This is a genomic window from Azospirillum tabaci (assembly GCF_014596085.1).
GTDB lineage: Bacteria > Pseudomonadota > Alphaproteobacteria > Azospirillales > Azospirillaceae > Azospirillum > Azospirillum tabaci.
In genome coordinates, this window is sequence record NZ_JACCJY010000006.1 from 80,638 (window position 1) to 105,998 (window position 25,361).

Genomic DNA, 25,361 nt, shown 5'->3' on the forward strand with positions numbered 1-25,361 from the left:
CGGAACCCCCGCAAAAGGTTAGCCGTGCAAAGGACGAATAGCTTCCCCGACGAAATATTTCGTGACAAACGGTTTGCGCTTGAAATCAACGGTTACGGCACCGCCAATCGGTGGTCGCGGAAACGCCCGTAGGTGTAATGGGCGGCACAGCCCCCCTCCGCCGACACCATGCAGGAACCCATCGGATTCTCCGGCGTGCAGACCGTGCCGAACAGCTTGCAATCGCTGGGCTTCTTCACCCCACGCAGGATGTCGCCGCATTCGCAGCCCTTGTGGTCGGGCACCGCGCGGCCCGGAACGGCGAAGCGCCGCTCCGCGTCGAAGGCGGCGAAGCCCTCCTTCAACCGCAACCCGCTGTCGGGAAGCGAGCCGAGGCCTCGCCATTCGAAGCTGGGCCGCACATCGAAGGTGTCGGCGACGAGCCGCTGGGCCTTCCGGTTGCCGTCCGGGGTCACGGCGCGGGTGAACTGGTTCTCCACCACCGCCCGCCCCTCGTTCGCCTGCCGGATCAGCATCAGGATGGCCTGGAGCACGTCCAGCGGCTCGAACCCGGCGATCACCACCGGCTTGCCGTAGGTGTCCGCGACGAAGTCGTAGGGGCGGCTGCCGATGACCACGGAGACGTGCGCCGGCCCGACGACGCCGTCGAGCGGCAGCGTGCCCATCTCCCGCACCTCGGGGCTGTCCATGATGCCCCGGATGGCGGCGGGGGTCAGGACGTGGTTGCAGAAGACGCTGAAATTCCTCAGGCCCTTGGCCTTGGCGGCGTGGACGGCCACCGCGGTCGGCGGCGTGGTCGTCTCGAAACCGATGGCGAGGAAGACGACCTCGCGGTCCGGGTAGTCCTCCGCGATGCGCAAGGCGTCGAGGGTGGACAGCACCATCCGCACGTCCGCCCCCTCGGCCTTCGCCTTCAGCAGGCTGACCCGCCCCGAGCCTGGGACGCGCAGCACGTCGCCGTAGGTGCACAGGATCACGCCGGGCTGGCGGGCGATGGCGATGGCGTCGTCGATCCGCCCGACCGGCAGGACGCAGACCGGACAGCCCGGCCCATGGATCATCCGCACGTTGTCCGGCAGCAGGTCGGGAATGCCGTAGCGGGACACCGCGTGGGTGTGGCCGCCGCAGAACTCCATCAGGTGATAGGTCCGCCCGGTCGCCGCCTCCCGCGCGATGGCGGCGGCGATGCCGCGGGCCAGTTCCGCGTCCCGGAATTCATCGACGTACTTCATCGCTCCAGCCCCTTCCGCCTGCCGTCACGGCATTTGGACGGCGGCGGGGAGCGCTGGCGTTGATGCGGATCAAGAATGGGGCGCGGCGGGGCGGCATCACGCCCCCCGCCGCGAAGCCCCTTTACTTCGACGCGCCCATCACGGGCAGCGACAGCTCCGGACCCCGCCCCGAATCCTCGATGGCGATGGCGGAGGAGCCGGGGGAACCCAGCGCCACGCTGACCGGACGCCCGTTGTTGTGATTCTTCCACATCTCGTAGAGCGCCAGCGCCGCGTAGATCTTGGCCTCGCGGCTGGTGTTGTAGAGCCATTCCTGGGTCGGAATGACGCGCAGCGCGCCGTTGCCCGATTGCTCCACCCGCTCGGCGAAGCGATAGCCGAGCTGGTTGTTGATGCCGGCCAGCAGCCCGTCGAAGCCAGAGGAGATGCGCCCGAACCCGGCGTCCGACGCCGCGGAGGAGGCGCCTCCAAGCGTGCTGGGCGTCTGCCGCTTCACGAGGTCGCCGAAGACCCAGCCCTCCTCGCCGGTGCGCATCGAGCGCACGCCGATCCAGCTTCCCTCCTGCTTCAGCTCGATCACCTCGTCGCCGCGGGTTACCGTGGAGCGGACCGAGGCGTTGTCGGACGGGGCCGCGCGCAGGTTCACCTTTTCGCCGGTCACCGTGTGGATGTCGCCGGGGGCCGCCGCCGCGGGCAGGGCCAGCGCCGCCGCCACGCCGAGGCCGGCCAGGGTGCCGAGGAAAGTCTTCGTCATCCGAGACATGTGCATTCTCCCGCAGAACGCGCGCATCGCGCGCCGTTTCCCCTACAACAGGCAAAGGCGGGGTATGCTCCATGGACAGAGGATGGGCGGGCGGAACTACTCGAAAGACACACGCAGCGGGCTGTCGCCGGCGGGCCAGACGCCGCGGTCAACGGCGCGAGCTCCCTCGAAGACCAGCCAGCTCTGCCGCCCATAATGGGGCAGCGGGCGGAGCAGCGCCTGCAGCGCCGCCGCGTCGTCCGCCGCAACCGCCAGCAGCGGGCGGCCCTGCGGGGTTCTTGCGGTCCACACCCGCGCCGTGCCGCGCCCCTTGAGGCTGTCCGGCATCGGCGGCAGACCGAGCCGGGACAAGATCCGGTCCACCTCCCCCGCCGTCCCGATCACGGCGAGCGGAGCGGCAGGATCGGCGCGGCCATCAGCGCTGTCGGCGGGGGCGATACGCGGTTTGCCGTCCGCCAGACGCCCGGCCAGCGCGCGGGCCGCCTCCGCGGCCGGACCGTCGGCGGCGACGATCATGGTGGCCGCGTGGTCGAGCGTCACGTCGCGCAGGGTCGGCGGCGCCTCCCCCGGCGCCAGACGGCGGAACAGGCCGAAGCCGGGATCGACTGACAAAGCCTGCGGCGTGGCGGCGGTCCGGATCGTTACGGAGGCTTCGCGCCCGTCGAGGCGGAGGGTGTGGTGTTCCGTCCCCGCCACGGTTTGCACCTCCACCGGCACGGTCAGACCGTAGGCCGGCCCGCTCTGGCGCAGGGTCAGCGCGACTCCGTTGCCGTCACGTTTCGCACCAGCCAGCTCCAGCGCCGGCGCCCCCACGCGGGTCAGCCATTGTTCGAAGAAGGGGCCGAGGTCCTGCCCGGACGCCGCTTCGAAGGCACGGCGCAGATCGTCCCACCCCGCATCCTGAAAGCGCTTCTCTTCCCAGAAGCGGCGGATGCCGGTGTCGAAGGCCTCCGCCCCGATCTCGGCGCGCAGCATGTGGAACAGCATCGCCGCCTTGCCGTAGCCGACGATCTGGGCGGCGTCGTGGACCTTGACGCGGAAGTCGGTCAGGGCGGAATCGCGCCCCGCCGGCAGGGCGGCGTAGTCGCGCAGCCAGTCCAACCGCATCCCCTGCGCCGCGTCCTCCCCGCGCGCCTCCGCCGCCGCGTAGTCGGCCATGAAGGTGGTCAGTCCCTCCGACCAGTTGCCGGGCCAGTTGCCGCCTTCGCCGACGCGCACCCCGTTGCCCCACCAGTTGTGCAGGATCTCATGGGGCAGCGATTGGGCACGGATGAATGGCAGCGGCATCACCGAACGCCCGATGTAGGTCTGCCCTGGAAAGCCCAGACCGACCGGCAAGGGCGCCGATAGGACGGCGAAGCCGGCGAAGGGATAGGCGCCGATCCGCGCCGCCTGCGCGTCGATGGTTCGGGCGCTGAGGTCCAGATAATCGTCGACCAGCGGGGCTTGTTCCGGATGGAAGTAGGTGCGCAGGCGCAGGCCGTTGTGCATCCGCTCCGTCACCTGCCATGGCCCGGCAAAAAGGGACGGCTCCTCGACGTTGCGGTCCTCCACGAAGATCGCGGCGTAGCCGGCGCCGTCCCGAATCTCCTCGACCAGACGGCCCGTCGCCACCGCGACGAAGGGCGCCGGCACCCGGACGGACAGGCGCCAGGAGGGCGGCGGCACTGACGCACCGCTTTCGGGAGTCGGAATCCAACCGGTGCCGGCGGGCAGATAAGCGCCCTCCGCCCCGCCGCCTCCGCCGCGCGATTCCGGCGTCAAAGGCGGCAGGACTCCGGCGTAGCGCAGGCGAAGCTCGCCGCCGCCCTCCGGCACGGTCACCGGCACGGCGTTGCCGCGCACCGCGACCGGTTTGCCGTCGAGAAGCGCTTCGCCGACCGTCAGCCCCGGCGCCAGCCGCAGCCGGTGCGTCCCGGCGGGCAGGCGCAGCTGGTCCTCCACCTCCAGCCGCCGCGCGGCGGGGTCCAGCGTGACGGTCAGGTCATGGTGCAGGCCGGCGGCCCAGCCGGGCGCGGCGGCGAGGATGCCGCAAAGGGCGAGGAGGAGGGTGCGCATGGCCCAGCAATATAAGGCTTGGGCTGCGCCGCGCCAGCGCTTGCCCCCACCCGGCCCTCCCTCGCTCTCGGCGGACCAAAGGCCCGCCTGCCGCGTCAGCGCAAACCTTTGGTTTGCGCGAGAGCTTCGAGGGAGCGGGTGCCTTCCGCAAAGCGGCAGCAGTTCCCTCCCCTGCGATAGCGGGGGAGGGTTAGGGAAGGGGCAATACCGAGATCACCTCACCCGATCCGCGCGCGCACCGCGGTCAGCAGGCTGCACAGCCCGCGGTCGTGGATGCCGATGGCCTCCAGATGGGCGACCGTGTTGGCGAGATAGTCCAGGTTCGGGCCGCGCTCGCCCCGGCAGCAGGCGATGCGCTCGGCCATGGCGGTCTCGTCCATGCAGCCGCAATATTGCCGGTGGCGCCGGTCCACCACGAAAGTGCAGGCGGTGACCGGCGCCCCGCCGTCGCGCGGGCGCACCGGCAGCAGCTTCGGCCGGTAGACGCGGTTCAGCATCTCCCGGTCCCACAGGTAATCCAGCGTCTCCGGCACGCGCTCCGCAGCCACGCGGAAGACGATGCCCCGGCAGGAGCCGCCGCGGTCCAGCCCGAGCACCAGACCAGGCCGCTCCGGCGTGCCGCGGTAGCGGTGGGAGGACACGCAGAAGCGGCGGTGGTAGCCGCCCAGCACCGCCGGATGGCGCTCCAGAAAGGGGAACTCCGGGTTCCACATCAGCGAGCCGTAGGCGAAGACCCAGAGGTCGACGCCGGGCGTCACGGCGATGTCGGCGGACCAGGAAGAGGCGACGGAAGCCGTGCGCTGCGCCGGTGCGATGACCGGAAGCTCGGCAACAGGCGATTGCGTATCGAGCAGCATGACCCTTAAGTAATGCAGCGTGCGCCGACTGGTGGCGACACGGTGAATGCTAGCACGGCCCAAGGCCGCCCGCTATAAGGTGGGTGCCACAAAACGGAAATGCCACAGATGCGCGTTCGGAAGATCTTGGGCTTCGCCGTTCTTGCCCTGGCCCTGCTGGCCGGCGCCTATTCGATCTGGTGGTGGCAGGCCGCATCGGCGGTGGAGCGCGGCGTGCTCGCCTGGATGGACGAGCAGCGGGCGGCCGGCGCCGTGGTGGCCCATGGCGGGCTGAGCGTCGGCGGTTATCCCTTCGTCATCCGCGCCGCGCTGGAGTCGCCGCACCTTGCCACCCGCGACGTGGAGTGGCGGGGCACCCGGCTGGTGGCGGAGGCGCCGCCCTGGAACCACACGCGCATCGCGCTGTCCCTGCCCGGCGAGCAGCGGGTGACGGTGGTGCAGGCCAACCAGCCGCCCTTCACGCTGGTCGCCCGCAACGGCGGCCAGGGCCATGTCGGCCTCACTCTGACCGGCCAGCCGGTCGAGGCGCGGCTCGCCTTCACCGACCTCGTGGCGCAGCCCGACGCCCTGCCCGTTCCCATCGCCGCCCTGGATCTGACCGCCACCCAGCCGGCCGAGCCGCCGGCCAGCCACACCGACACCGGCCTGTCGGTCACGCTGGAAGCGCGCGGCGCCACCCTGCCCGACGGCGCGCCGGGCTCGCTGGGCCGCGAGGTGCAGCGGCTCCTGCTGACCGCGCGCATCCTCGGCCAGCCGCCCAAGCCGGAACCGGCCAGCCTGTCGGCCTGGAGCCGCGACGGCGGCACGCTCCAGCTCGACGGTCTGAGCCTGGATTGGGGACCGCTCAAACTGGCGATGAACGGCACGCTGGCGCTCGACGCCGCCTTGCAGCCGCAAGCCGCGCTGACCGCGGAGGTGCGCGGGTTCCAGGCGGTCCTGGACGCGCTTCAGGGGTTTTTCCGCCCCAAGGATCTGGCGATGGCCCGAACCATGCTGGGCCTGCTGGCCCGCCCCACCGGTCCGGATGGCGAGCCGGTGCTGACCGCCCCGGTCACCGTGCAGAACCGCGGGCTGTTCCTCGGGCCGCTGAAGGTCGCGGCGCTGCCGGCGGTGGTCTGGTAGAGGCGACGCCTTGCCCCCACCCCGGCCCTCCCCCGCTCACGCAGGGGAGGGTTAGGGAGGGGGCAAGCGTCGCAACGCAACAACCTCACGCCGCCTTCAGCATCCCCTGCATGTCTTCGTAGGACGGCAGATGGTCCAGCTTGCCGACCGCCGACACCGCCATGGGGCCGGCGAAGACGCGGTTGGCCGCCGCCGCCACATCCTCCGGCGTCACGGCGTCGATGCGCTCGAAGATCTGCTCGATGGTCCGCACCTCGCCGGTGCGCAGCAGGGTGCGCGCGAAGCGGTCGGCGCGGCGCATGGTCGATTCCAGCGACTTGCCCACCGAGAAGCGCATCTGCTCCTTCGACCGCTCCAGCTCCACCGCGGTCACGCCGTCGCGGGCCTTGCGCAGTTCCTCGAAGAAGACCGGCACCAGTTCCGCCACCTCCTCCGGCCCGGTGCCGGCGTAGAAGCTGAGCGCCCCGCCGTCCGCATACTGGATGGGTGCCGCGTAGACCGAATAGACCAGCCCGCGCTTCTCCCGGATCTCCTGGAACAGGCGGGAGGTCATGCCGCCGCCCAGGATGTTGGCGAGGTGGCGCAGCGCGTAGCTCGCCGAATCCTCGGTGCCGACGCCCGGGAAGGCCGCCATGAAATGCACCTGCTCGGCGTCGCGCTTCAGCAGCGCGGCACCGCCCTTGTTGACGACCGTCTCGTGGAACGGGTCGTCCTTGGCGGTCAGGTGGCCGAACAGGGCCTCCGCCCGGCGCACCACGGTGCCGTGATCGACGTTGCCGGACACCACATAGACCATGCGGCGCGGGTCGTAGTGGGACACATAGTCGAACAGGTGCTCCCGCCCGAAGCCCGCGACGTTTTCCTTCGGGCCGAGGATCGGGCGGCCCAGCGCCTGCCCGTCGAAGGCGGTGCGGCGCAGCGCCTCGTAGACCACGTCCTCCGGCTCGTCGGCGTAGCGGCCGATCTCCTGGATGACCACGCCGCGCTCCTTCTCCACCTCCTCCTCCGGAAAGACGGAGTTGAGCACGATGTCGCCGATGATCTCGCAGGAGACGTCGACGTGCTTGGCGGCCATCTGCGTGTAATAGGCGGTGACGTCGTAATCCGTATAGGCGTTGAATTCGCCGCCGCGGTTCTCGATCTCCAGCGCAATGCCCAGCGCGTCGCGGCTTTCCGTTCCCTTGAAGATCATGTGCTCCAGGAAATGGGCGATGCCGTTCACCGCCGGCCGTTCGTTGCGCGCCCCGACGCCGACCCAGACGCCGCTGGTCACCGTGCCGAGATGCGGCAGGTGGTCCGTCAGCACGCGGAATCCGTTGGCGAGGGTGGTCAGTTGGATCGTCACACAGGGTCTCCTGGTTGGGCACGGGGTCGCCCGGAACATCGGGGGCGTTGCATTGACGTGGGGCGCCGTCCGCGCAGGAACAACGCCCCGTGGGCTGGGGTCAAGCCTGCCGTCAACCGCGCGGCGGTGCCAAAGCGGCGCTGAGGGCGCGGCGGTTGCGATGGGCGCGCATCAGCAGCGGGGCCGGAACGTCGCCCGGCACCAGCAGACGCCCGCCCGGCAGCAGCCGCACGCCGTGCCGTTCCAGTTCGTTCAACAGCTCCGCCATAGACCTGCGCATCGGTTCCTCCAGCGAGCAGACTTTCACCGCTCCCATCATGGCGGAGAAATTTGATAGGATCGATGCGGTTCATCCTATTTTATCGATAGGATGAACCTATCTATCTTGTCGATCAACGCTGGCTTTTCAGGGCGGCCAGACGGTCGGACAGGGTGCTGGGCGCCGGCTTCGCTCCCGTGGCGGCATCGAGCGCCGCCTTGATGTTGGGATCGTCCTCTTCCGGCTTGGAAGGCTTCAGCAGGCGGGCCTTGGCGCTGGCCGCCTCCGCCTGGGCAAGGTCGCGGGCCGCCGCGTCCTGCATCGCCTTCAGCGCCGTGCCGAGGCTGGAGGTGGCACTGCTCAGCCCCGCCGCCTGTCGGGCCGCCTCCGCCCGCTGCTCCGCCATGTCACGCTGCTGGGCGGCGCGGCCCATGTCCCGTTCGGCCCGCTGCAACGCGCTGCGGGCGGCCTTCAGCTTGCCGCCGGCCTCGGCGTAGGTCTTTTCCAGCATTGCCAGGAAGTCGCGCGCGTCGTGGGCATCCTGCTCCTCCCGGTCGATGTCCGGAGCCATCTGCTCCAACATCCCCACCAGCGTTTCCAGGCTTTTTTCAAGCTGCGCCTTGCGTCCGGCGTCGGTCTCCGCATCCATTTGACGCTGCAGATGCTCGGCGGCGGCCATGCGCTGGCGGGAAAGCTGGAGGATGGTCTCGGCCTCCTTCTGCTCCTTCTCATAGGCGGCGCGCGCCTGTGCGACCTGAAGGCCGAGACTGTCGAGATGCTCTTCCATCGTGCGCAGTTCAGCCTCCGTGGCGGACTTCGGGTCCCAGCGGACCAGAGCTTCCACCGCCGACTGGACGGCCTGATCGGTCTTCACCCCGACGAGGTTGCGGATGAACGAGATCATGGTTGCGGTTCCTCTCTGTTTCGGCGGGTCTTCATCCCGCCATGGCTCCGGCGTTCAGCAGCGCGATGGCGATCTGGAGCCCGGCCAGCGCCGTGCCCGCGGCGACGTTGCCGGATTCGATCATCGGCCGCAGATCACGGAACAACCGGATGGCGATCAGGAAGGTAATCAACTGCAGCAGCAGGGCAATCGTCCCCCAGATCAGGATGTCCGCCAGGACGAGGCTGGTCGCCAGCGTCGCCGCCAGCGGGATCGCCAGCGCCACCATCGTGCCGCCCAGCACCACGCCGGCGGCCTGGTTGCCGCTCGCCAGCAACTCGCGCTCGTGCAGCGGCGTGACCGCGATGTAGACGGCCACCCCGATCAGGAACAGAGCCAGGGTCGCTCCAAAATGCAGAAGCAGCAGCGGCAGGCCGGATTCGAGGCCTTGCAGGATTTGCGCGACGCTGGTGTCCATGGTGTCTTCCATCCGGGCTGGCGGGATCAGGCGAGAAACTCAGGAGAGGGGTTCAAGAAAAGGACAGCGAGGCGGGGTTGACGTCGATGCCGGCGCGGACCTCCACCCACGCCTCGCCGCCATCCTCCACCGCCGCCGCCAGCACATATTCGGTCTGGGGTGCGGGGTCTGCGGCGGCCGTGGGAGCCGCGTAGAGCATGGCGGTCAGGCGACGGGTGCGGCTGCCGCGGTGGTCGGTCAGCGTCTCGTCGAAGGTGACGGGGGCGATGCGGGACTCGCCGGGCGACCACAGCCGTCCGTACAGCTTGCCGTCCTTGGTCTGGAACTGCGGGTAGCCGATCATCCCGTCGCCGGGGTCCAGCCAGAAACCCCATTCCTCGTTGTCGGTGGGGTGCACCTCGTCCAGGGCGGAGAACCAGCGGCACTCGTCCGGCGCTCCCCCGGCTCCCAGGTGAAGCTGGTAGAAGCCGCGCCCGCCTGGAAGATAGAGCCGGTGCAGCGTCACGCCGCCGCCCGTCAACGTGCCGACGGCCTCCACGCTGACCATCGAGCCGGCCCCCTCCGGCGCCGCGGCCTTGATCGCGCCACCACCAAGCAGGAAGGGTGTGGGATCGGGAGTTAGCGTCATGCCGACGCGGAACAGCGACGGTTCGTAGGCCGCGCCGGTGGCCTTGGCCTTGACGATGCCGGCGGCGGTGCTGGCGGCGGTGCTCCAGGGCGAACGGGTCATGGCGGAACCTCCGGATCGGGAGCCCGACGAGCGGCGGCGCAGGGCGGTCACGGCCACCACCACTCCCCCGACAAGCAGAATCAGAAGGAGCACGGTGCCCATGCCGCCCCCGGAGCCCCCACTGGAATCACTTGAGGACGCCGGCGTCTCCGGCGTGGCCTGCGCGACGTCGCGCGGGATGTCCGGCGGCAGGTAGCCGGGGTCGCGCGGACGGTCCTCCTGCGCGCGGAGGCGGGTGTCGAGATCGTCCAGGCGGCGGCGCAGATCGGGGTCGTCCTGCGCGCGCCGCTCCGCCTCCGCGCGCCATTCGGCGTAGCCGGGGTCGCCTTGGTGGTTGTGGAACCAGTCGGCGTAGCCGGGCCGCGACAGATTATCGAGCAGGAACCACAGGAACAGCCCATCCCACAGGCCGAAACTGGGACGGCTGCCATAGGCCCAGCCCGGCGGGCGCCAGCCGCCGTACCAGCCGCCCGGCCCATAGCCGCCGGTGCGCCGCTGGCCCCAACCCGAGCCGGAGCCCCAGCCACCGCCGCCCTGCCACCCCCCGCCCCCGCTCCAGCCGGAACCGGACCCGGGACGGGCGGGCGGTGCGGCGACCGGCGGGGTGCGTTCCCGCTGCTGCTGTTGCTGCTGTTGCTGCTGTTGCTGTGCCCGGTAGCGGTCCAGCGCCTCGCCGCTCGAACGCCGCGACACGCCCAGATCGCCACCGCCGGACGGCGCCCCGCCGGGAAAGCCGTAGGACGGCCCGCTCTGGGGACGGCTGTAGCCGCCGCTGCCGGTGGAGGGCGCGCGCGACGGGGCGGAGCGGGTGGAGAAGGACGGGGTGCGCACGGACGGACGGCTGTATCCCCCGCTGGAGCTTCGGCCTCCGCCGGCCCGAGCCTCGACCTCCTGCGGCCAGAGCAGCGCGGCGGTGGACGCGGCCAGCCCGACGGGCACCGCCGCGGGGACGGCAGCGGGCAGCGGATGGAGCGGAGCCATCGCCAAAAGAACGCTCAGAAGCCGGACGGCGATCCGGTTCCGAGTGGGCATGGGGCCAGAGGAAAAGGGGCCAGAGGGAATAGGACCAGAGGGCATGGGGCCTGCGTGGTGCCGTGGATGCACAGCCAGAACACCCTACATGCCCAAATGTTCGCCATCAATCTCGTCGCCGGCGGGTTAGCCATGGTGATGCGGCGGCCTGCGCAGAAACCCCACCGGGGCGTTCATTGCAAAAACCATGAGGAATTCAGGAAATCGCCACCCCTCCACAGGCCCGGCGGGAGCAAGTTGTAATACCACTTCTATGGCCAGCGCCTGAAAACGTGTCGCAGGCGGAGCGTTGACTTGACGACTCCCAAGGCGGCGACGTAAGACATCTCCGTTCCGCGGAAGTTCCTTCCGGAAAGGAAGGACCGGCGGCGTGGGGTACGCATCCGACCCTTTCCTTTTCGTCCCGCAGCGTGGGAAGGCGCCGCAAGGGCGAGGAAACCGGACCCGCGAGCGCACCCCCAGGTCGGGGAATCGGACGACTGTCGAGCAACCTTGAATGAGAGGATCGCACCGTGCTTGAAGCTTACCGCCAGCATGTCGCTGAGCGTGCCGCGCTCGGAATTCCCCCGCTGCCGCTTTCGGCCAAGCAGACCGAGGAGCTGGTCGACCTTCTCCTGAACCCGCCGCAGGGCGAGGAAGCCGTCCTCGTCGATCTCATCACGCACCGCGTCCCGGCGGGCGTGGACGACGCCGCCAAGGTCAAGGCCGCCTTCCTGGCCTCGCTCGCCAAGGGCAACGAGACCTCGCCGCTGATCTCCAAGGTCAAGGCGACGGAGCTGCTGGGCACCATGCTCGGCGGCTTCAACATCAAGCCGCTGATCGACCTGCTGGGCGACGCCGAGTGCGGCGAGGCCGCCGCCGCGGGTCTGAAGACCACGCTGCTGATGTTCGACTACTTCCACGACGTCAAGGAGCTGGCCGACAAGGGCAACGCCAACGCCAAGGCGGTGCTGCAGTCCTGGGCCGACGCCGAGTGGTTCACGTCGCGTCCGGAGGTTCCGGCCAGCCTGACGCTGACCATCTTCAAGGTGTCGGGCGAGACCAACACCGACGACCTGTCCCCGGCCCCGGACGCCTGGTCGCGCCCGGACATCCCGCTGCACGCGCTGGCCATGCTGAAGAACCCGCGCCCCGGCATCGTGCCGGAGGAAGCCGGCGTCCGCGGCCCGATCAAGCAGCTTGAGGATCTGAAGGCCCGGGGGAACCTCGTCGCCTATGTCGGCGACGTGGTCGGCACCGGCTCCTCGCGCAAGTCGGCCACCAACTCGGTGCTGTGGTGGACGGGCGAGGACATCCCCTACGTCCCGAACAAGCGCTTCGGTGGCGTCTGCCTGGGGTCCAAGATCGCCCCGATCTTCTACAACACAATGGAAGACGCCGGCGCCCTGCCGATCGAACTCGACGTCTCGCAGATGGAGACGGGCGACACGGTCGAGCTGCGCCCCTACGAGGGCAAGGCGCTGAAGAACGGCGCGGTGATCGCCGAGTTCACCGTCAAGTCCGACGTGATCTTCGACGAGGTGCGCGCCGGCGGCCGCATCCCGCTGATCATCGGCCGCGGCCTGACCGCCCGTGCCCGCGAGGCTCTGGGCCTCGCCCCGTCGACCCTGTTCCGCCTGCCGTCCTCTCCGGTGGACAGCGGCAAGGGCTTCACGCTCGCCCAGAAGATGGTCGGCCGCGCGGTCGGCCTGCCGGAAGGCCAGGGCGTGCGTCCGGGCACCTATTGCGAGCCGAAGATGACCACGGTCGGCTCGCAGGACACCACCGGCCCGATGACCCGCGACGAGCTGAAGGATCTGGCCTGCCTGGGCTTCTCCGCCGATCTGGTCATGCAGTCCTTCTGCCACACCGCAGCCTATCCGAAGCTGGTGGACGTCAAGACCCACCGCGAGCTGCCGACCTTCATCTCGACCCGCGGCGGCGTCGCCCTGCGTCCGGGCGACGGCGTGATCCACTCCTGGCTGAACCGCCTGCTGATGCCCGACACCGTCGGCACCGGCGGCGACAGCCACACCCGCTTCCCCATCGGCATCAGCTTCCCCGCCGGCTCGGGCCTCGTCGCCTTCGCCGCGGCCACCGGCGTCATGCCGCTGGACATGCCGGAGTCGGTGCTGGTCCGCTTCAAGGGCACGCTGCAGCCGGGCGTCACGCTGCGTGACCTCGTCAACGCAATCCCGCTCTACGCCATCCGCCAGGGCCTGCTGACGGTGGAGAAGAAGGGCAAGAAGAACATCTTCTCCGGCCGCATCCTGGAGATCGAGGGTCTGCCCGAGCTGAAGGTGGAGCAGGCGTTCGAACTGTCCGACGCCTCGGCCGAGCGGTCCGCCGCCGCCTGCACCGTCCGGCTCAACAAGGAGCCGATCATCGAGTACATGCGCTCCAACATCACCCTGATGAAGTGGATGATCGCCAACGGGTACGAGGACGCCCGGACGCTCGGCCGCCGCATCAAGGCGATGGAGGACTGGATTGCCAACCCGTCGCTGCTGGAGCCGGACGCCGACGCCGAGTACGCCGCCGTGATCGAGATCGATCTGGCCGACATCAAGGAGCCGATCGTCGCCTGCCCGAACGACCCGGACGACGTGAAGCTGCTGTCGGAGGTTGCCGGCGACAAGATCGACGAGGTCTTCATCGGCTCCTGCATGACCAACATCGGCCACTTCCGCGCCGCCGGAAAGATCCTGGACGGGAAGACCGACATCCCGACCCGCCTGTGGATCGCCCCGCCGACCAAGATGGACGCCCAGATCCTGACCGAGGAAGGCTATTACGGCGTTCTCGGCAAGTCGGGTGCGCGCATGGAGATGCCCGGCTGTTCGCTGTGCATGGGCAACCAGGCGCAGATCCGCAAGGGCTCGACGGCCATCTCGACCTCGACCCGCAACTTCCCGAACCGCCTGGGCATCGACACCCGCGTCTATCTCGGCTCCGCCGAGTTGTCGGCCGTCGCCGCGCTGCTGGGCAAGCTGCCGACCCCGGCCGAGTATCTGGAGCAGGTGAGCGTCGTCAATCAGAAGGCCGGCGACATCTACCGCTACATGAACTTCGACCAGATCAAGGAGTTCCAGGACGTGGCCGACACGGTCGCCGCCTGATCCGCCTGCACCTCTTCCCCTCCCCTCGCGCAAGCGGGGGGAGGTCGGGAGGGGGGCCGGGTGCGAGAGCTTCTGCGTTTATGAAAAGCCCCGCCGGGATCGCTCCGGCGGGGCTTTTCTTCTTCGGCATCGGGATTTGGACCATAGAGATACAGAGAGCCTCAGGCCGAACCCTCCGGGCCATGAGCACCAGCCTGCGCCAGATAGGCGCGCGGTGACGCCCCCAGCGTCCGCTTGAACATCGTCGTGAAGGCCGCCGGGTTGTCGTAGCCGAGGTCCAGCGCCACCGTCGTCACCGGCACCCCGGCGACCAGACGCGGCAGGGCGGACACCAGACAGGCCTGCTGGCGCCATTCGACGAAGCTCAGCCCCGTCTCGCGCCGGAACAGCCGCGTGAAGTTGCGGCGGCTCATGCCCAGCCCGTCGCTCCACGCCTCGATCGTCGCCTGGATCGTCGGTTCCTGGAGGAACCGCCGGCAGCGCTCCGCCAGGGCGGCGTGGGCGGGAAAGGGCAGCGACAGCGGCTCCACCGGAAGCCGGCGCATCTCGTGCAGAAGCAACGCCATCACCGCGCCGTCGTGGCTCTCCGGGTCGTAGTCCACCGGCACGTCGATCGCCCGCCCGATCAGGCTGCGGAAGAAGGGCGACAGCGCCACCACCTCGCAGCGGCCCGGCATGGTGTCGGCCAGCACGGGGGCCAGATAAAGGCTCCGCGTCATGACCATCCCGATCATGCGGACCTCGTGCGGGACGCCCGGCGGAATCCACAGCCCGCAATGGGGCGGCATCACCCAGCGCCCCTGGGCGGTGGACAGCACCAACGTCCCCGTCGCCCCGGACAGCAACTGCCCGCGCCGGTGCGTGTGGGCGGCGAGCAAGGTGCCGTCCGCGTGATCCTGCCCCAGGGCGATCAGCGGGCTCGGCGACTCCTCGACCGTGTCGATGCGCAGGTTCCGGACCATGGCCCAGTCTCGTAAGAAATCGGCCTGACCGCGGTGGCAGGCCGTCGCGGCTCACCATAGGCTGTTGCTCCACACCAAGCAACGCGCCGCCACCCGCCGGCCAAGCGCCAAAAAAGGCTTCCTTTCGTGACCGACACCACCCTGTCCCGGCCCAAGGCCGGGGGGACGGCCCTGCCCGTCCTGGGGACGATCAGCGTCTGCCATCTGCTGAACGACCTGATCCAGTCCCTGCTGCCCGCGATCTACCCGATCCTGAAGGGCGGATTCGACCTCAGCTTCGCGCAGATCGGCCTGCTCACCCTGACCTACCAGATCACCGCCTCGCTGCTTCAACCGATCATCGGGCTCGCCACCGACCGGCGGCCGGCGCCCTACTCCCTGACCATCGGCATGGGGGCGTCGCTGGTCGGGCTGGTCACGCTGGCCTTCGCGCCGAACTACGCGGCGCTGCTGGTCGGGGCGACCCTGCTGGGCTTCGGCTCCTCCGTCTTCCACCCCGAGGCGTCGCGGATCGCCCGTCTGGCTTCCGGCGGCGCGCATGGACTGGCGCAGTCGCTGTTCCAGGTGGGCGGCAACGCCGGTTCGGCGCTGGGGCCGCTGCTGGCCGCCTACATCATCCTGCCGCGCGGGCAGGAGAGCCTGTCCTGGTTCGCCCTCGCCGCCCTGGGCGGCATGGCGCTGCTGACCGGCATCGGTCGCTGGTACGCGCGCAGCGACCACGCCCGCCCGGTCCGCCGCGGCGCCGCGGTCCGTCACCCCGGCCTGTCCCGCGGGCAGGTGAACCGGGCGCTGGCCGTGCTGATGGTGCTGATCCTGTCCAAGTACGTCTATCTGGCCGGGATCACCAGCTACTACACCTTCTTCCTGATGGAGCGGTTCGCCGTGGCGCCGGACGCGGCGCAGCTCTGCCTGTTCGTCTTCCTGGCGGCGGTCGCGATCGGCACGATCATCGGCGGGCCGGTCGGTGACCGGATCGGGCGCAAGACGGTCATCTGGGTGTCGATCCTCGGCATCCTGCCCTTCACGCTGCTGCTGCCGCATGTCGGGCTGACCGCGACGGTCGCGCTCAGCGCGGTGATCGGACTGGCCTTGGCCTCGGCCTTCCCCGCCATCATCGTCTACGCGCAGGAGCTGATGCCCGGCCGCGTCGGCATGGTTTCCGGCCTGTTCTTCGGGCTGGCCTTCGGCATCGGGGGCATGGCCGCCGCCGGGCTCGGCGTCCTGGCCGATTGGAAGGGCATCGGCTTCGTCTTCCAAGCCTGCTCGGTCGTTCCCCTGCTCGGCCTGTCCGCCGCCCTTCTGCCCAACGTTTCCCCGCACAAGAACTCCTGAAACGCCCGAAAGCCGCGCCGTTCCTGGCGGCGCGGCTCTCCCTTCGCCGAATTCCCACAAATCCATCATGGTCATGTTGCAAATGCGAATCATTATTATTATCATTTGACGCAGGCCGGACGTTCTCGCCTTTGCTTGCCGGCCCTGATCCGATTGGCCCACAGGATTGCCCAGAGAGAGACCATGAACGTCACGATCATCTATGGCTCCGACGGCGGCGCGACCAAGTCGGTCGCCTCGCGCATCGCGAAGAAGATTCAGGGAAAGACCGTCGACATCGCCCGCGCCTCCGCCGCGGATTTCGAGAATTGCGACCTGCTGATCCTCGGCGCGCCGACCTATGGCGTGGGCGATCTGCAATGCGACTGGGAGGCCAATTTCGGCACGCTGACGGCGGCCAACCTGAACGGCAAGAAGGTCGCCCTGTTCGGCACCGGCGATCAGGTGACCTATCCGGAGTCCTTCGTGGACGCCATGGGCACGCTCTACGATCAGGTGGTGGCGCAGGGTGGGGTCGTCGTCGGCTTCACCGAAACCACCGGCTACGAGCATTCGGGCTCCACCGCCGAGCGCGACGGGCGGTTCGTCGGGCTGGCGCTCGACCAGGACAACCAGTCCTCCCAAACCGACAAACGGATCACCGCATGGATCAGCCAACTGACGTGATGCCCCCTGATAGATCGGCCCATGACGGGCTGGCCATGCCGGTCCATCTGCTTGGGCACCATCTGTACGAATACAGCAAGGGTGTCCGGCCCATGATCATGATGACGCTCAGCACGCGGGACGCCGACACGGTGACCCGCAAGCTGGCGGAGCGGTTCGTCGATTACCACGTCCAGATGGTGACCGAAGCCAAGGTCAACGTCTTCTTCGGCAACCCGTCCTGCGTCGCGATGGTGCGCAGCGTGGTGCGCAAGCCGCTGAACCAGTTGACCCCGGAGGAGGATTTCATCCTCGGCACGCTGCTCGGCTACGACCGTGAACAGCAGTGCCGGCGCTTCCTGGCCATGGCGCAAGCCAGGCGGAGCGGGGCGGCGACCTGATCCATCCGTCAGGCCGCCGTCTCCACCATCCGGAAAAAGGCTGTTTCGGTCTCGACAGGCCGGGCCGCCGTCGTCCAGACTGCCTCCCCAAATAGAATGGCAAACAACCAAAGGGAGGCAGGGATGGCGGCGGCTCCGTCCGGGATGATGTTCGAGAATCCCACGAACGGCCAGCGGGAGGCGGTGACCAACCGCGAGATCCTCTGGGCCTTTCTGCTCGGCCCCATCTACTTCGCGAAGAAGGCCGAATGGCTGCACGCCGCGATTCACGCGGCGCTGATCCTCGTGTCCATCCCACTGTGGCCGGCCGGCGTTCTGATGACTCTGGGCGTCTGGGTCGGCTACGCCTGCGCGGCGCCGACGATCCTGGAATACCGGTACCAGAGGATGGGGTGGGAGAAGGTCGCGGGCTGACCCCACCTCACGGACGGCCCCCGTTCCCGTGGAGCGGGCGGATCGACAAAACCGCCAGAATCTCCGCGACACAGGCATCAACCTCGCGGCCCGCCGTATCAACCACAGCGTCCGGCCCATCCCAGGGCTCGTAGTTCCGGCCCATCACCGCCGCCCAGGAGGGCGGACGGTGCCCGTCGATGTCGCTTCGACGGGTTTCGACACGGCGCCGGTGCTCGACAGGGTCGGAGCACGCAACCTCCACCTCGACCAGCCGTACCCCGGCCTGAGACGCCGTGGCGCGCCACGCCTCACGCGTGATCCGGACCGGGTTGACGCAATCCGCGATGACGGTGGCGCCAAGCCGAAGATTGTCGCCGGCCAAGGCGTAGGCGACCACATAGCCTTGCGGACCGACAGCGGCGTCGGCGCCACCGGCCATGCGAATCGCCTGTTCGATCGTGTCGATCCGCAGATGAAACGCGCCGAGCCGTCGCGCCAACACACGGGCGATGGTTGTTTTTCCGGTTCCAGGCAGTCCACCGAAGACGATCAACATGCGCCGCTCTTCTCAGGGCCGGTGCGTGTCTCGTTCCACACCCGTTACGCGGTCGCGCCGAACGCTTCGGGAGACAGCACCAGCACGCCGTCCTCGTCGGCGAAGACCAGATCGCCGGGATTGACGCGGATGCCGGCCAGCGTCACCGGCAGATCCTTCTGCCCCTCGCCGTTGCGGACGGTCTTGCGCGGGATCGCCGCCAGCGCCTTGATGCCCAGATCCAGCGTGGCGAGCACCGCGGCGTCACGGACGCAGCCGTGGATGACCACGCCCTCCCAGCCGTTCTTCACCGCGTCCTTGGCGATCAGGTCGCCCATCAGGGCGGCGCGCAGGCCGCCGCCGCCGTCCACCACCAGCACCTTGCCCTGCCCCGGCGTGCCCAGCACCTCCTTGACGCGGGAATTGTCCTCGAAGCACTTCACGGTCACCGCCGCGCCGCTGAATTTGAAACGCCGGCCGAAATCGCGGAAGACGGGATCGGCGACGCGGGCGGTCTTCTCGAACCGGTCATAGAGGTCGCAGGTGCTGTCGAAATCGGTCATGCGGTTTCGCTCCCCTTCTTTGGCTTTGACGGCAGGATACCCCCAAACCAACGATGGTCAATCCTCCGGGGAGGCGATGGCCCCCGTGCTGGTACGCTCCAGGATGGCGCTGCGGCGGAAGCGGTAGAGTTCGGCGGGGCGCCCGCCGGTCTGGCTCTCATACTGGCCGGTCGGCTCCACCAACCCGCCGGAGATCATCAGGCGCCGGAAATTCTGCTTGTGCAGCCGCTCGCCGGACAGCGCCTCCACCACCTGCTGAAGCTGGTGCAGGGTGAAGGTCGGGGGCAGCAGTTCGAACACGATGGGGCGGTATTTCAGCTTGCCGCGCAGCCGTTCCAGCGCCGTCGCCAGGACTCGGCGGCCGTCGCGCGCCATCGGACGCCCCAGCGCGCGGGGCATCTCCAGCCGCACCGTCCGCTCCTCCACCCCCGCCCGCCGGGCCAGGTCGTGGTCGCGGAACGCCTCCACCACCAGCCCGGCCTCGTAAAGCAGCTCGTAGCGCTCCAGCACCCTTTCGGAATCCCACTCCCCGCCGTCCAGGGCGAAGGCCATGCGGGCGCGCTCGCCGCGGCGGGCGCGGGCGGGCTCGTCTGGCGCCGCGGCGACCCAGCGGGCCAGCGCCGGGCGGATCACCGAATCGAGCAGAGCCGGCGGCGAATCGCGCCAATCCTCCCAGGGGAAGAACTCGTAGAGCCCGCGCCACTCCGCCCCGTCAATGCGCAGCGGCGCCTCGCGCAGCAAGGCCAGATAGCCGACTACCAGCGAGCGCGGGCCGCCGAACAGCTCGTGCGGGTCGCGGTAGCGGTCGCCGAAGCTGTAGAGCTGCTCCACATAGCGCAGGGTCAGCCCGGCCGCGTCCTCCGCCACCGCGCGCAGACCGTCCTGCAGGGTGCGGAAGCGTTCGGGATCGAAGGGCGCACCGGGCAGCGCGTCGCGGTGGGGCGGCGGCTCGTCGCCGCGGCGGTGCGATTCGGGGATTTCGAAGCCGCTGCGCACGGTCACCACGCGCGGCTCGGCGCCGTTCGCCGAGGAAACGCCCACCGAAACGATGGCCGCCGTCAGGCCGATCTGTGTTTCCAAGCCGATCTGTCTTTCCCCCGCCACGCGCCCCCCACCTCCCCGCTGCCGATCCGTCGGCGGCAGGATAAGCGGCCCGCCGCGGCAAATCACCGGTCTTTCCGCCGGGCACCCCCGTGAAATCTCGCCGCAAGCCGGCCCGGCATGACACTTTTGTGACTCCCCACGAGCGCCGGGGATGTTACACCAGCCGCGACGCTGAGGCTCGCGCGCGTCCGTGCGGGTCCCCAGCACTGCAGGCCGGCGTAAGTTGGAGACCCACGCATGCTGAATTTGTTCCGGGCCCTGATGCCGCGCGAAGAACGGTTTTTCGACCTGTTCGCCGACCACGCCCGGACCGTCGCCACGGGCGCCGAGACGCTGCGGGCGATGATGGCCAGCGGCCAGGACCTGGAGGAGCGGTTCCAGACCATCCGCCGGGTCGAGAGCGAGGCCGACGCCATCGAGAAGGAGATCCAACTCGCCGTCCACCGCACCTTCATCGTGCCCTTCGACCGTTCGGACATCCAGGAACTCGGCAAGCGGATGGACGACGTGCTCGACCTCATCGAGGAGACCGCGCGTCACCTCGTGGAGGCGGGCTTCACCGACTACACGCCGGAAATGCACGCCCAGGCCGACGCCATCGTGCGCTGCACCGCCCGGCTGAGCGCGGGCATCCCCTTGCTCCGCGACATTCCCAAACACGTCGAGCAACTCCACGCGATGACCGCCGAGGTCTCGCGGATCGAGAGCGAAGGCGACCGGCTCCTGCGCGAGGCCAAGCACCGGCTGCGCGACGAGAGCGGCGGGCTCGACGCCCCCATCACCCATCGCCACGCCCTTCAACGCGAGATCATCGAGCTGCTGGAACGCGTGCTCGATGCCTGCGAGGACGTGGCCGACACCATCGACGGCATCATCGTCGAACAGGTCTGATCCCATGGAAGCCGCTACCCTCGCCCTGCCCATCCTCATCGGGCTGATCGGCGTCGCCCTCCTCTTCGATTTCCTCAACGGGCTGCACGACGCGGCCAACTCCATCGCGACGGTCGTCTCCACCCGCGTGCTGTCGCCGCGGACCGCCGTCGCCATGGCCGCCTTCTTCAACTTCATCGCTTTCCTGTTCTTCGGGCTGCATGTGGCGACCACCATCGGCACCGGCATCGTCGGGGCGGGGGTGGTGGACCCGCACGTCATCTTCGGCGCGCTGATGGGCGCCATCGTCTGGAACGTCTTCACCTGGTGGCTGGGCATCCCGTCCAGCTCCTCCCACGCGCTGATCGGCGGCCTCGTCGGGGCCGGCGTGGCGAAGGCCGGGCTGGACGCCGTGGTGGTGTCCGGTCTGGCGAAGACCGCTGCGGCCATCGTCGTCTCGCCGGTGGTCGGCTTCCTGCTGGCCAGCGTGATGATCGTGACGGTGTCCTGGCTGTTCCGGCGCACCACCCCCTTCGCGGTCGACCGGCTGTTCCGTCATGTGCAGATCGGCTCCGCCGCGCTCTACAGCCTGGGGCACGGCGGCAACGACGCGCAGAAGACCATGGGCATCATCGCCGTCCTGCTCTATTCGCAGGGCATGCTGGGGGCGACCTTCCACGTGCCCTTCTGGGTGGTCATCACCTGTCAGGCCGCGATGGGGCTGGGCACGCTGTTCGGCGGCTGGCGGATCGTCAAGACCATGGGGTCCAAGCTGACCGACCTGAAGCCGGTCCAGGGCTCCTGCGCGGAGACGGGCGGCGCCATCACCCTGTTCGCCGCGACGTGGCTCGGCGTGCCGGTCAGCACCACCCACACCATCACCGGCGCGATCATCGGCGTCGGCGCCGCCCGCCGCACCAGCGCGGTGCGCTGGGGTCTGGCGCAGGGCATCGTCATGGCCTGGGTCATCACCCTGCCGGCGACCGCCATCGTCGGCGCGGTGTTCTACGAGCTGTCGCGGGTGCTGTGGTAACAGCCCAGGCGGCGCCGGGACAGGGCACGGCGGGCTGAAAGGCCCGCCACCGGCCTCCGGCCCGGCAACAGAACGCGAAACGCGAAAAGGGCGGCCCGTGGCCGCCCTTTTTCGTACCATCCGCGTTGTACAATGGAGCGGGCGAAGGGATTCGAACCCTCGACCCCAACCTTGGCAAGGTTGTGCTCTACCCCTGAGCTACGCCCGCGCCGCTCCAGCGGAGGAGCGCCCGTATACGCCCCGGCGGCGGTCAAGGCAAGCCTATTTTTTCCCGCGACACCAATCCGTGCGTCGGTGGTGCGTCGGCACGGCAGGAATGCAGGCCGGCATGAGCCGCCGCTTGCGGATTGCATGAGTTAACATACCAACATATGTTAGGCTGCCTCGTTCAGAACAAAATTGCCAATCCAATGTTTTGAATGTCTGCGCATTTGAATTTGTTTCCTCTAACATGCCGATGACGCTCCGCAGGGGGGCTTCGATGGCCGGAACGGACATGGACTTGGGCGGATCGCAACCGATGCCCATGGCGGCGCCTCGGGAGGCGTCGTGCCGGCCCATGCCCGCGCCCAACGCCACACCGGCCACCGACTCGCCGGATGGCGGATCGTCCCGGCGCAACAGCGCGGAACGCAAGGTCGTCACCGTTCTGTTCGCCGACATCGTCGAATCCTCCAGCATGGTGTCGGGCCGCGACCCGGAGGAGGCCGACCAGACCCTGCTCACCATCCTGCAGGTCCTCACCGACGCGGTGGAGCGCTACGGCGGCACGGTGGCCCAGGTGCTGGGCGATGGGATCATGGCGGTGTTTGGCGCTCCTTCCGCGCTGGAGGACCACGCGCTGCGCGCCTGCCTCGCCGCGCAGGACATCGCCCGCTCGGCCATCGATTCGGACGAGTTCAAGATGCGGGTCGGCATCAGCTCCGGCGAGGTGGTGGCCCAGATCATCGAGACGGGGGTCTGGACCGACTACCGCACGGTGGGCGAGACCGTGCACATCGCCGCCAAGCTGCAGCAGCGGGCGCACCCCAACAGCGTGCTGCTGAGTCGCGAGACGCTGGACCTCGTGCCCAAAGGCCTGACCGTCCGCCCGGCGGGAACGCTGCGCCTGTCCGCCACGGCGGAGCCGGTGACCGCCTTCGCGCTGGAGGCGGCGCGGGCGATGCGGCGCACGGCGATGGACCTGCTGTCCGCCGAAGGCACCCTGTTCGTCGGGCGCCGGCCCGAGCTGGCGGTGCTGACCGGCGCGCTGCGGCAGGCCGAGCGGGGCCGCGGCGCCTGCGCCATTCTGATCGGGGAAGCCGGAATCGGCAAATCCCGGCTGACCGGAGAGCTGATGCGCAGCCCGGAGGCCGCGTCCTTCACCACCACCATCTGGCCGCAGTTCCCCATCCGCCGTCTGGGCGACCCCGACGACCTGGAGGCGGCAGCCCAGTGCCTCGCCCTGTCGGTGTGCGGAGCACCGGACGGCTTGGCACAGGATGGCTTGGCACAGGACGGCTCGGCGGTGGCGCGCCTGACCACCGCGGCCGCGCGCAACGGCGGCGAACTGGCCGGCGAGGCGATGCGGGAGTTGCTCGGCCAGCCCTCCGTCCACCCGCTGTGGCAAGGGCTCGACCCCGCCCAGAAGGCCGATTTCAGCGTCGAGGGGCTGGTCGCGGCGATCCGCGAACTGTCTGTGGAACGCCCGCTGCTGATCCTTGTCGAGGACGCGCACTGGACGCGCGGGCTGACCAACCGCCTGTTGGACGCTCTGGCCGAAGGGGTGGACGACGCCCGCGTCTTCGTCCTGGTCACCTCTCGGCCGGACACGCCGGGCGGCTGGGCCGCGCCGGATTCCGTCCACGCCATCGCCCTCGAACCGCTGGAGCCGCTGCAGGCCGACGAGTTCCTGGACCATTGGCTGGGCCACAGCCCGTCGCTGGCCGACCTGAAGGCGCGCGTCGCGACGCAAAGCCAGGGCGTGCCGCTCTATCTGGAGGAATCGCTGCGCACCCTGGAGACCACCGGGGTCATCGTCGGCACTCCGGGCCGCTACAGCCTGGGCAAGACCGACGCCCGGACGGCCCTGCCGGCCACGGTGCACGGCTTGCTGGCCTCGCGGATCGACGCGTTGGAGCCCGGCCCGCGGAGGGTGCTGATGCACGCGGCGGTGATCGGCACCTCGGTCGATCTCGGCCTGCTGCGCGCGGTGTCCCCGGTCCCCGCCGCCGACCTGCCGGCGGCTCTGGCCCGGCTGGAGCAGAGCGGTTTCTTTGCCCGGTCCCGCCTGCTGCCGAACCTGGAGCTGACATTCCGCCACGCGCTGGTCCAGGAGGTCGCCTACGCCACCCTGACCAAGCGGGAGCGCCAGCCCCTGCACGGGCGCGTTCTGCACGCCCTGCGGCGGCGGTCCGACCGCAACCTGCCCAACCGGGCGGAGCTGATCGCCCATCACGCCTTCTACGCCGAGGATTGGTCGCTCGCCTGCGCCTATGGCCGCCGGGCCGGGCGCCGGGCGGAGATGCGCTGCAAGCATTTCGATGCCGGGCGCTTCTACGAGCAGGCTCTGAAGGCCCTGGACCATCTGCCGGACACCCGCCGCAACACCCAGCGGCGGATCGACCTGTGGGTCGGCATCCCCCTCGTCCTGCTGCCGCAGGGGCGCCAGTTGGCCGGCGACCCGCTGGAGGAGGCGCGGGACATGGCGCTGGGCATCGACGACCGGATCCGCTACGCCCGTGCGACCTCGCTCAAGGCGTCCTTCCAGTGGGTCTACGGCGTGCTGGACGGAGCCATCGCGCTCAGCCGCAGCGCGCTCGACCATCTGGGCAACCAGGGGACGATGGAGTTGCGCATCCAGGGGCTGATGCGGCTGGGCGGCATGCTGGTGGACAAGGGGCATTTTCCGGAGGCTCAGGAGAAGCTGGAGCAGGCGCGCACCCTGGCGCTGGCCCATGCTCCGCGCGCGCGGTTCGGCCTGACCGCGGTGGCGGTCGCCATCACGGCCGCCTATCAGGGCCGCTGCCTCGCCGAACTGGGGCGCGACGACGAGGCCGTCCGGGTGATGCTCCACGCGCTGGACATCGCGGAAGAGGTCGGGCACGCCTTCTCCGTGTCGTCGGTGAAGGTCCATCTGGCGCTGGTCCACATCATCGGCGAGCGCTTCGCCGAGGCGCTGCCGCTGCTGAAGGACGCCGTGACGATCACCGAGGCGACGCGCCTGCACATCTTCCAGCCGATCACGCTGGGCGCGCTGGGCTACGCCATCGCCCGCACCGGCAGCGCGGCGGAGGGTGCACGCCTGCTCAACGCCAGCCTGGAACAAGCGCACATCCTGAACCACTCGCTGCCCAGGCCGCGAATCCTGAACTGGATGTCCGACCTGGCCCTCGAGACGGCGCAGCACGACACCGCGATCGGTTGCGCCGCCAAGGCGCTGGGCATCGCGACGGACGCCGGACAACTGTCCGAGCAGGGCTGGTCGCACTTCGCCCTGGCCCAGGCCTTCACCGCCACGGGCCAGCATCGCGAAGCCATGGAGCATCTGGCGGCTGCCGAGACGATGAGCCGCCAGCTGTCCATGATGCCGCTATCCGACCGCTGCCGGGCCTTCCGCCGCTGCCTCGCCGCGTCCGGCCCGGTGACCTAAACGGGTGACCTAAACGGGTGACCTGACCCGGT

At 69.4% G+C, this 25,361-nt stretch carries 22 protein-coding genes and 1 tRNA gene; 9 read left to right on the forward strand and 14 right to left on the reverse strand.

Translation table 11 applies throughout. From position 1 onward, the window contains the following. Positions 1-92: 92 nt before the first annotated feature. The 4 genes from hypD to H0B54_RS09810 all read right to left on the reverse strand — a co-directional run bounded on the left by hypD (position 93) and on the right by H0B54_RS09810 (position 4,910). On the reverse strand, positions 93-1,232 hold the full coding sequence (hypD, locus tag H0B54_RS09795; RefSeq protein ID WP_188260135.1) for a hydrogenase formation protein HypD: 1,140 nt from the start codon (positions 1,230-1,232) through the stop codon (positions 93-95). Positions 1,233-1,353: 121 nt separating this feature from the next. Next, positions 1,354-1,995, reverse strand: a complete 642-nt coding sequence (locus H0B54_RS09800) for an SH3 domain-containing protein (protein ID WP_103041414.1) — start codon at positions 1,993-1,995, stop codon at positions 1,354-1,356. Between the two features lie 96 nt (positions 1,996-2,091). Then, a complete protein-coding gene (locus tag H0B54_RS09805) occupies positions 2,092-4,053 on the reverse strand; it encodes a M1 family metallopeptidase (RefSeq protein WP_188260136.1) in 1,962 nt (653 codons plus the stop codon). A gap of 218 nt (positions 4,054-4,271) precedes the next feature. Continuing rightward, positions 4,272-4,910, reverse strand: a complete 639-nt coding sequence (locus H0B54_RS09810; protein ID WP_188260137.1) for a gamma-glutamylcyclotransferase — start codon at positions 4,908-4,910, stop codon at positions 4,272-4,274. 108 nt (positions 4,911-5,018) lie between these two features. Between H0B54_RS09810 and H0B54_RS09815 the strand changes: the two genes are divergently transcribed. Then, the gene (locus H0B54_RS09815) at positions 5,019-6,032 is read left to right on the forward strand and encodes a DUF2125 domain-containing protein (RefSeq protein WP_188260138.1); all 1,014 of its coding nucleotides are present in this window, start codon (positions 5,019-5,021) and stop codon (positions 6,030-6,032) included. Between the two features lie 85 nt (positions 6,033-6,117). Here H0B54_RS09815 and H0B54_RS09820 read toward each other — a convergent pair whose 3' ends face one another. From H0B54_RS09820 to H0B54_RS09840, 5 genes are all read right to left on the reverse strand, one after another. Further along, on the reverse strand, positions 6,118-7,377 hold the full coding sequence (locus H0B54_RS09820; RefSeq protein WP_040135057.1) for a M16 family metallopeptidase: 1,260 nt from the start codon (positions 7,375-7,377) through the stop codon (positions 6,118-6,120). Between the two features lie 112 nt (positions 7,378-7,489). Beyond that, entirely contained in the window at positions 7,490-7,657 is a 168-nt protein-coding gene (locus tag H0B54_RS09825; RefSeq protein WP_014197640.1) for a hypothetical protein, read from the reverse strand. A gap of 112 nt (positions 7,658-7,769) precedes the next feature. Continuing rightward, on the reverse strand, positions 7,770-8,540 hold the full coding sequence (locus H0B54_RS09830; RefSeq protein WP_188260139.1) for a hypothetical protein: 771 nt from the start codon (positions 8,538-8,540) through the stop codon (positions 7,770-7,772). Positions 8,541-8,571: 31 nt separating this feature from the next. Continuing rightward, on the reverse strand, positions 8,572-8,997 hold the full coding sequence (locus H0B54_RS09835; RefSeq protein ID WP_188260140.1) for a DUF350 domain-containing protein: 426 nt from the start codon (positions 8,995-8,997) through the stop codon (positions 8,572-8,574). Positions 8,998-9,049: 52 nt separating this feature from the next. After that, positions 9,050-10,708: a DUF2491 family protein gene (locus H0B54_RS09840; RefSeq protein ID WP_246472435.1), complete on the reverse strand. Its 1,659-nt coding sequence runs from the start codon at positions 10,706-10,708 to the stop codon at positions 9,050-9,052. Between the two features lie 563 nt (positions 10,709-11,271). Between H0B54_RS09840 and acnB the strand changes: the two genes are divergently transcribed. Continuing rightward, complete coding sequence (gene acnB, locus H0B54_RS09845; protein ID WP_188260141.1) at positions 11,272-13,857, forward strand: bifunctional aconitate hydratase 2/2-methylisocitrate dehydratase; 2,586 nt, start codon at positions 11,272-11,274, stop codon at positions 13,855-13,857. Between the two features lie 161 nt (positions 13,858-14,018). Here the strand turns inward: acnB and H0B54_RS09850 are convergent, their stop codons facing one another. Beyond that, the gene (locus H0B54_RS09850; RefSeq protein ID WP_188260142.1) at positions 14,019-14,819 is read right to left on the reverse strand and encodes an AraC family transcriptional regulator; all 801 of its coding nucleotides are present in this window, start codon (positions 14,817-14,819) and stop codon (positions 14,019-14,021) included. Between the two features lie 126 nt (positions 14,820-14,945). Between H0B54_RS09850 and H0B54_RS09855 the strand changes: the two genes are divergently transcribed. From H0B54_RS09855 to H0B54_RS09870, 4 genes are all read left to right on the forward strand, one after another. Beyond that, positions 14,946-16,151 (forward strand): MFS transporter, encoded by a 1,206-nt coding sequence (locus H0B54_RS09855; RefSeq protein WP_188260143.1) that lies wholly within the window; start codon positions 14,946-14,948, stop codon positions 16,149-16,151. A gap of 183 nt (positions 16,152-16,334) precedes the next feature. Beyond that, positions 16,335-16,817: a flavodoxin FldA gene (fldA, locus tag H0B54_RS09860; protein ID WP_188260144.1), complete on the forward strand. Its 483-nt coding sequence runs from the start codon at positions 16,335-16,337 to the stop codon at positions 16,815-16,817. After that, positions 16,796-17,197, forward strand: coding sequence for a DUF2023 family protein (locus tag H0B54_RS09865; RefSeq protein WP_246472436.1), 402 nt, complete (start codon positions 16,796-16,798; stop codon positions 17,195-17,197). Before fldA ends, H0B54_RS09865 begins: the two co-directional genes overlap by 22 nt. A 123-nt stretch (positions 17,198-17,320) precedes the next feature. Further along, positions 17,321-17,611 carry a hypothetical protein gene (locus tag H0B54_RS09870; protein ID WP_188260145.1) on the forward strand — a complete coding sequence of 97 codons (291 nt, stop codon included), beginning with the start codon at positions 17,321-17,323 and terminating at the stop codon, positions 17,609-17,611. Positions 17,612-17,618: 7 nt separating this feature from the next. On the opposite strand, the gene H0B54_RS09875 is transcribed toward H0B54_RS09870, so the two are convergent. The 3 genes from H0B54_RS09875 to H0B54_RS09885 are packed head-to-tail and all read right to left on the reverse strand — an operon-like array spanning position 17,619 to position 19,795. Continuing rightward, on the reverse strand, positions 17,619-18,149 hold the full coding sequence (locus tag H0B54_RS09875; RefSeq protein ID WP_188260146.1) for a P-loop nucleotide/nucleoside kinase family protein: 531 nt from the start codon (positions 18,147-18,149) through the stop codon (positions 17,619-17,621). A gap of 44 nt (positions 18,150-18,193) precedes the next feature. Further along, complete coding sequence (gene rraA, locus H0B54_RS09880; RefSeq protein ID WP_188260147.1) at positions 18,194-18,691, reverse strand: ribonuclease E activity regulator RraA; 498 nt, start codon at positions 18,689-18,691, stop codon at positions 18,194-18,196. Between the two features lie 57 nt (positions 18,692-18,748). Next, positions 18,749-19,795, reverse strand: a complete 1,047-nt coding sequence (locus H0B54_RS09885) for an NUDIX hydrolase (RefSeq protein ID WP_343068920.1) — start codon at positions 19,793-19,795, stop codon at positions 18,749-18,751. A 237-nt stretch (positions 19,796-20,032) separates the two neighbouring features. On the opposite strand from H0B54_RS09885, the gene H0B54_RS09890 reads away from it, so the two are divergent. Together H0B54_RS09890 and H0B54_RS09895 are read left to right on the forward strand one after the other, a co-directional pair. Further along, positions 20,033-20,686: a DUF47 domain-containing protein gene (locus H0B54_RS09890; protein ID WP_094303428.1), complete on the forward strand. Its 654-nt coding sequence runs from the start codon at positions 20,033-20,035 to the stop codon at positions 20,684-20,686. A 4-nt stretch (positions 20,687-20,690) separates the two neighbouring features. Then, positions 20,691-21,698, forward strand: a complete 1,008-nt coding sequence (locus H0B54_RS09895) for an inorganic phosphate transporter (RefSeq protein WP_188260148.1) — start codon at positions 20,691-20,693, stop codon at positions 21,696-21,698. Positions 21,699-21,831: 133 nt separating this feature from the next. Here the strand turns inward: H0B54_RS09895 and H0B54_RS09900 are convergent. Beyond that, positions 21,832-21,906 (reverse strand) — tRNA-Gly (locus H0B54_RS09900). A 351-nt stretch (positions 21,907-22,257) separates the two neighbouring features. Between H0B54_RS09900 and H0B54_RS09905 the strand changes: the two genes are divergently transcribed. Next, positions 22,258-25,329: an ATP-binding protein gene (locus tag H0B54_RS09905; protein ID WP_188260149.1), complete on the forward strand. Its 3,072-nt coding sequence runs from the start codon at positions 22,258-22,260 to the stop codon at positions 25,327-25,329. Positions 25,330-25,361: the final 32 nt, after the last annotated feature.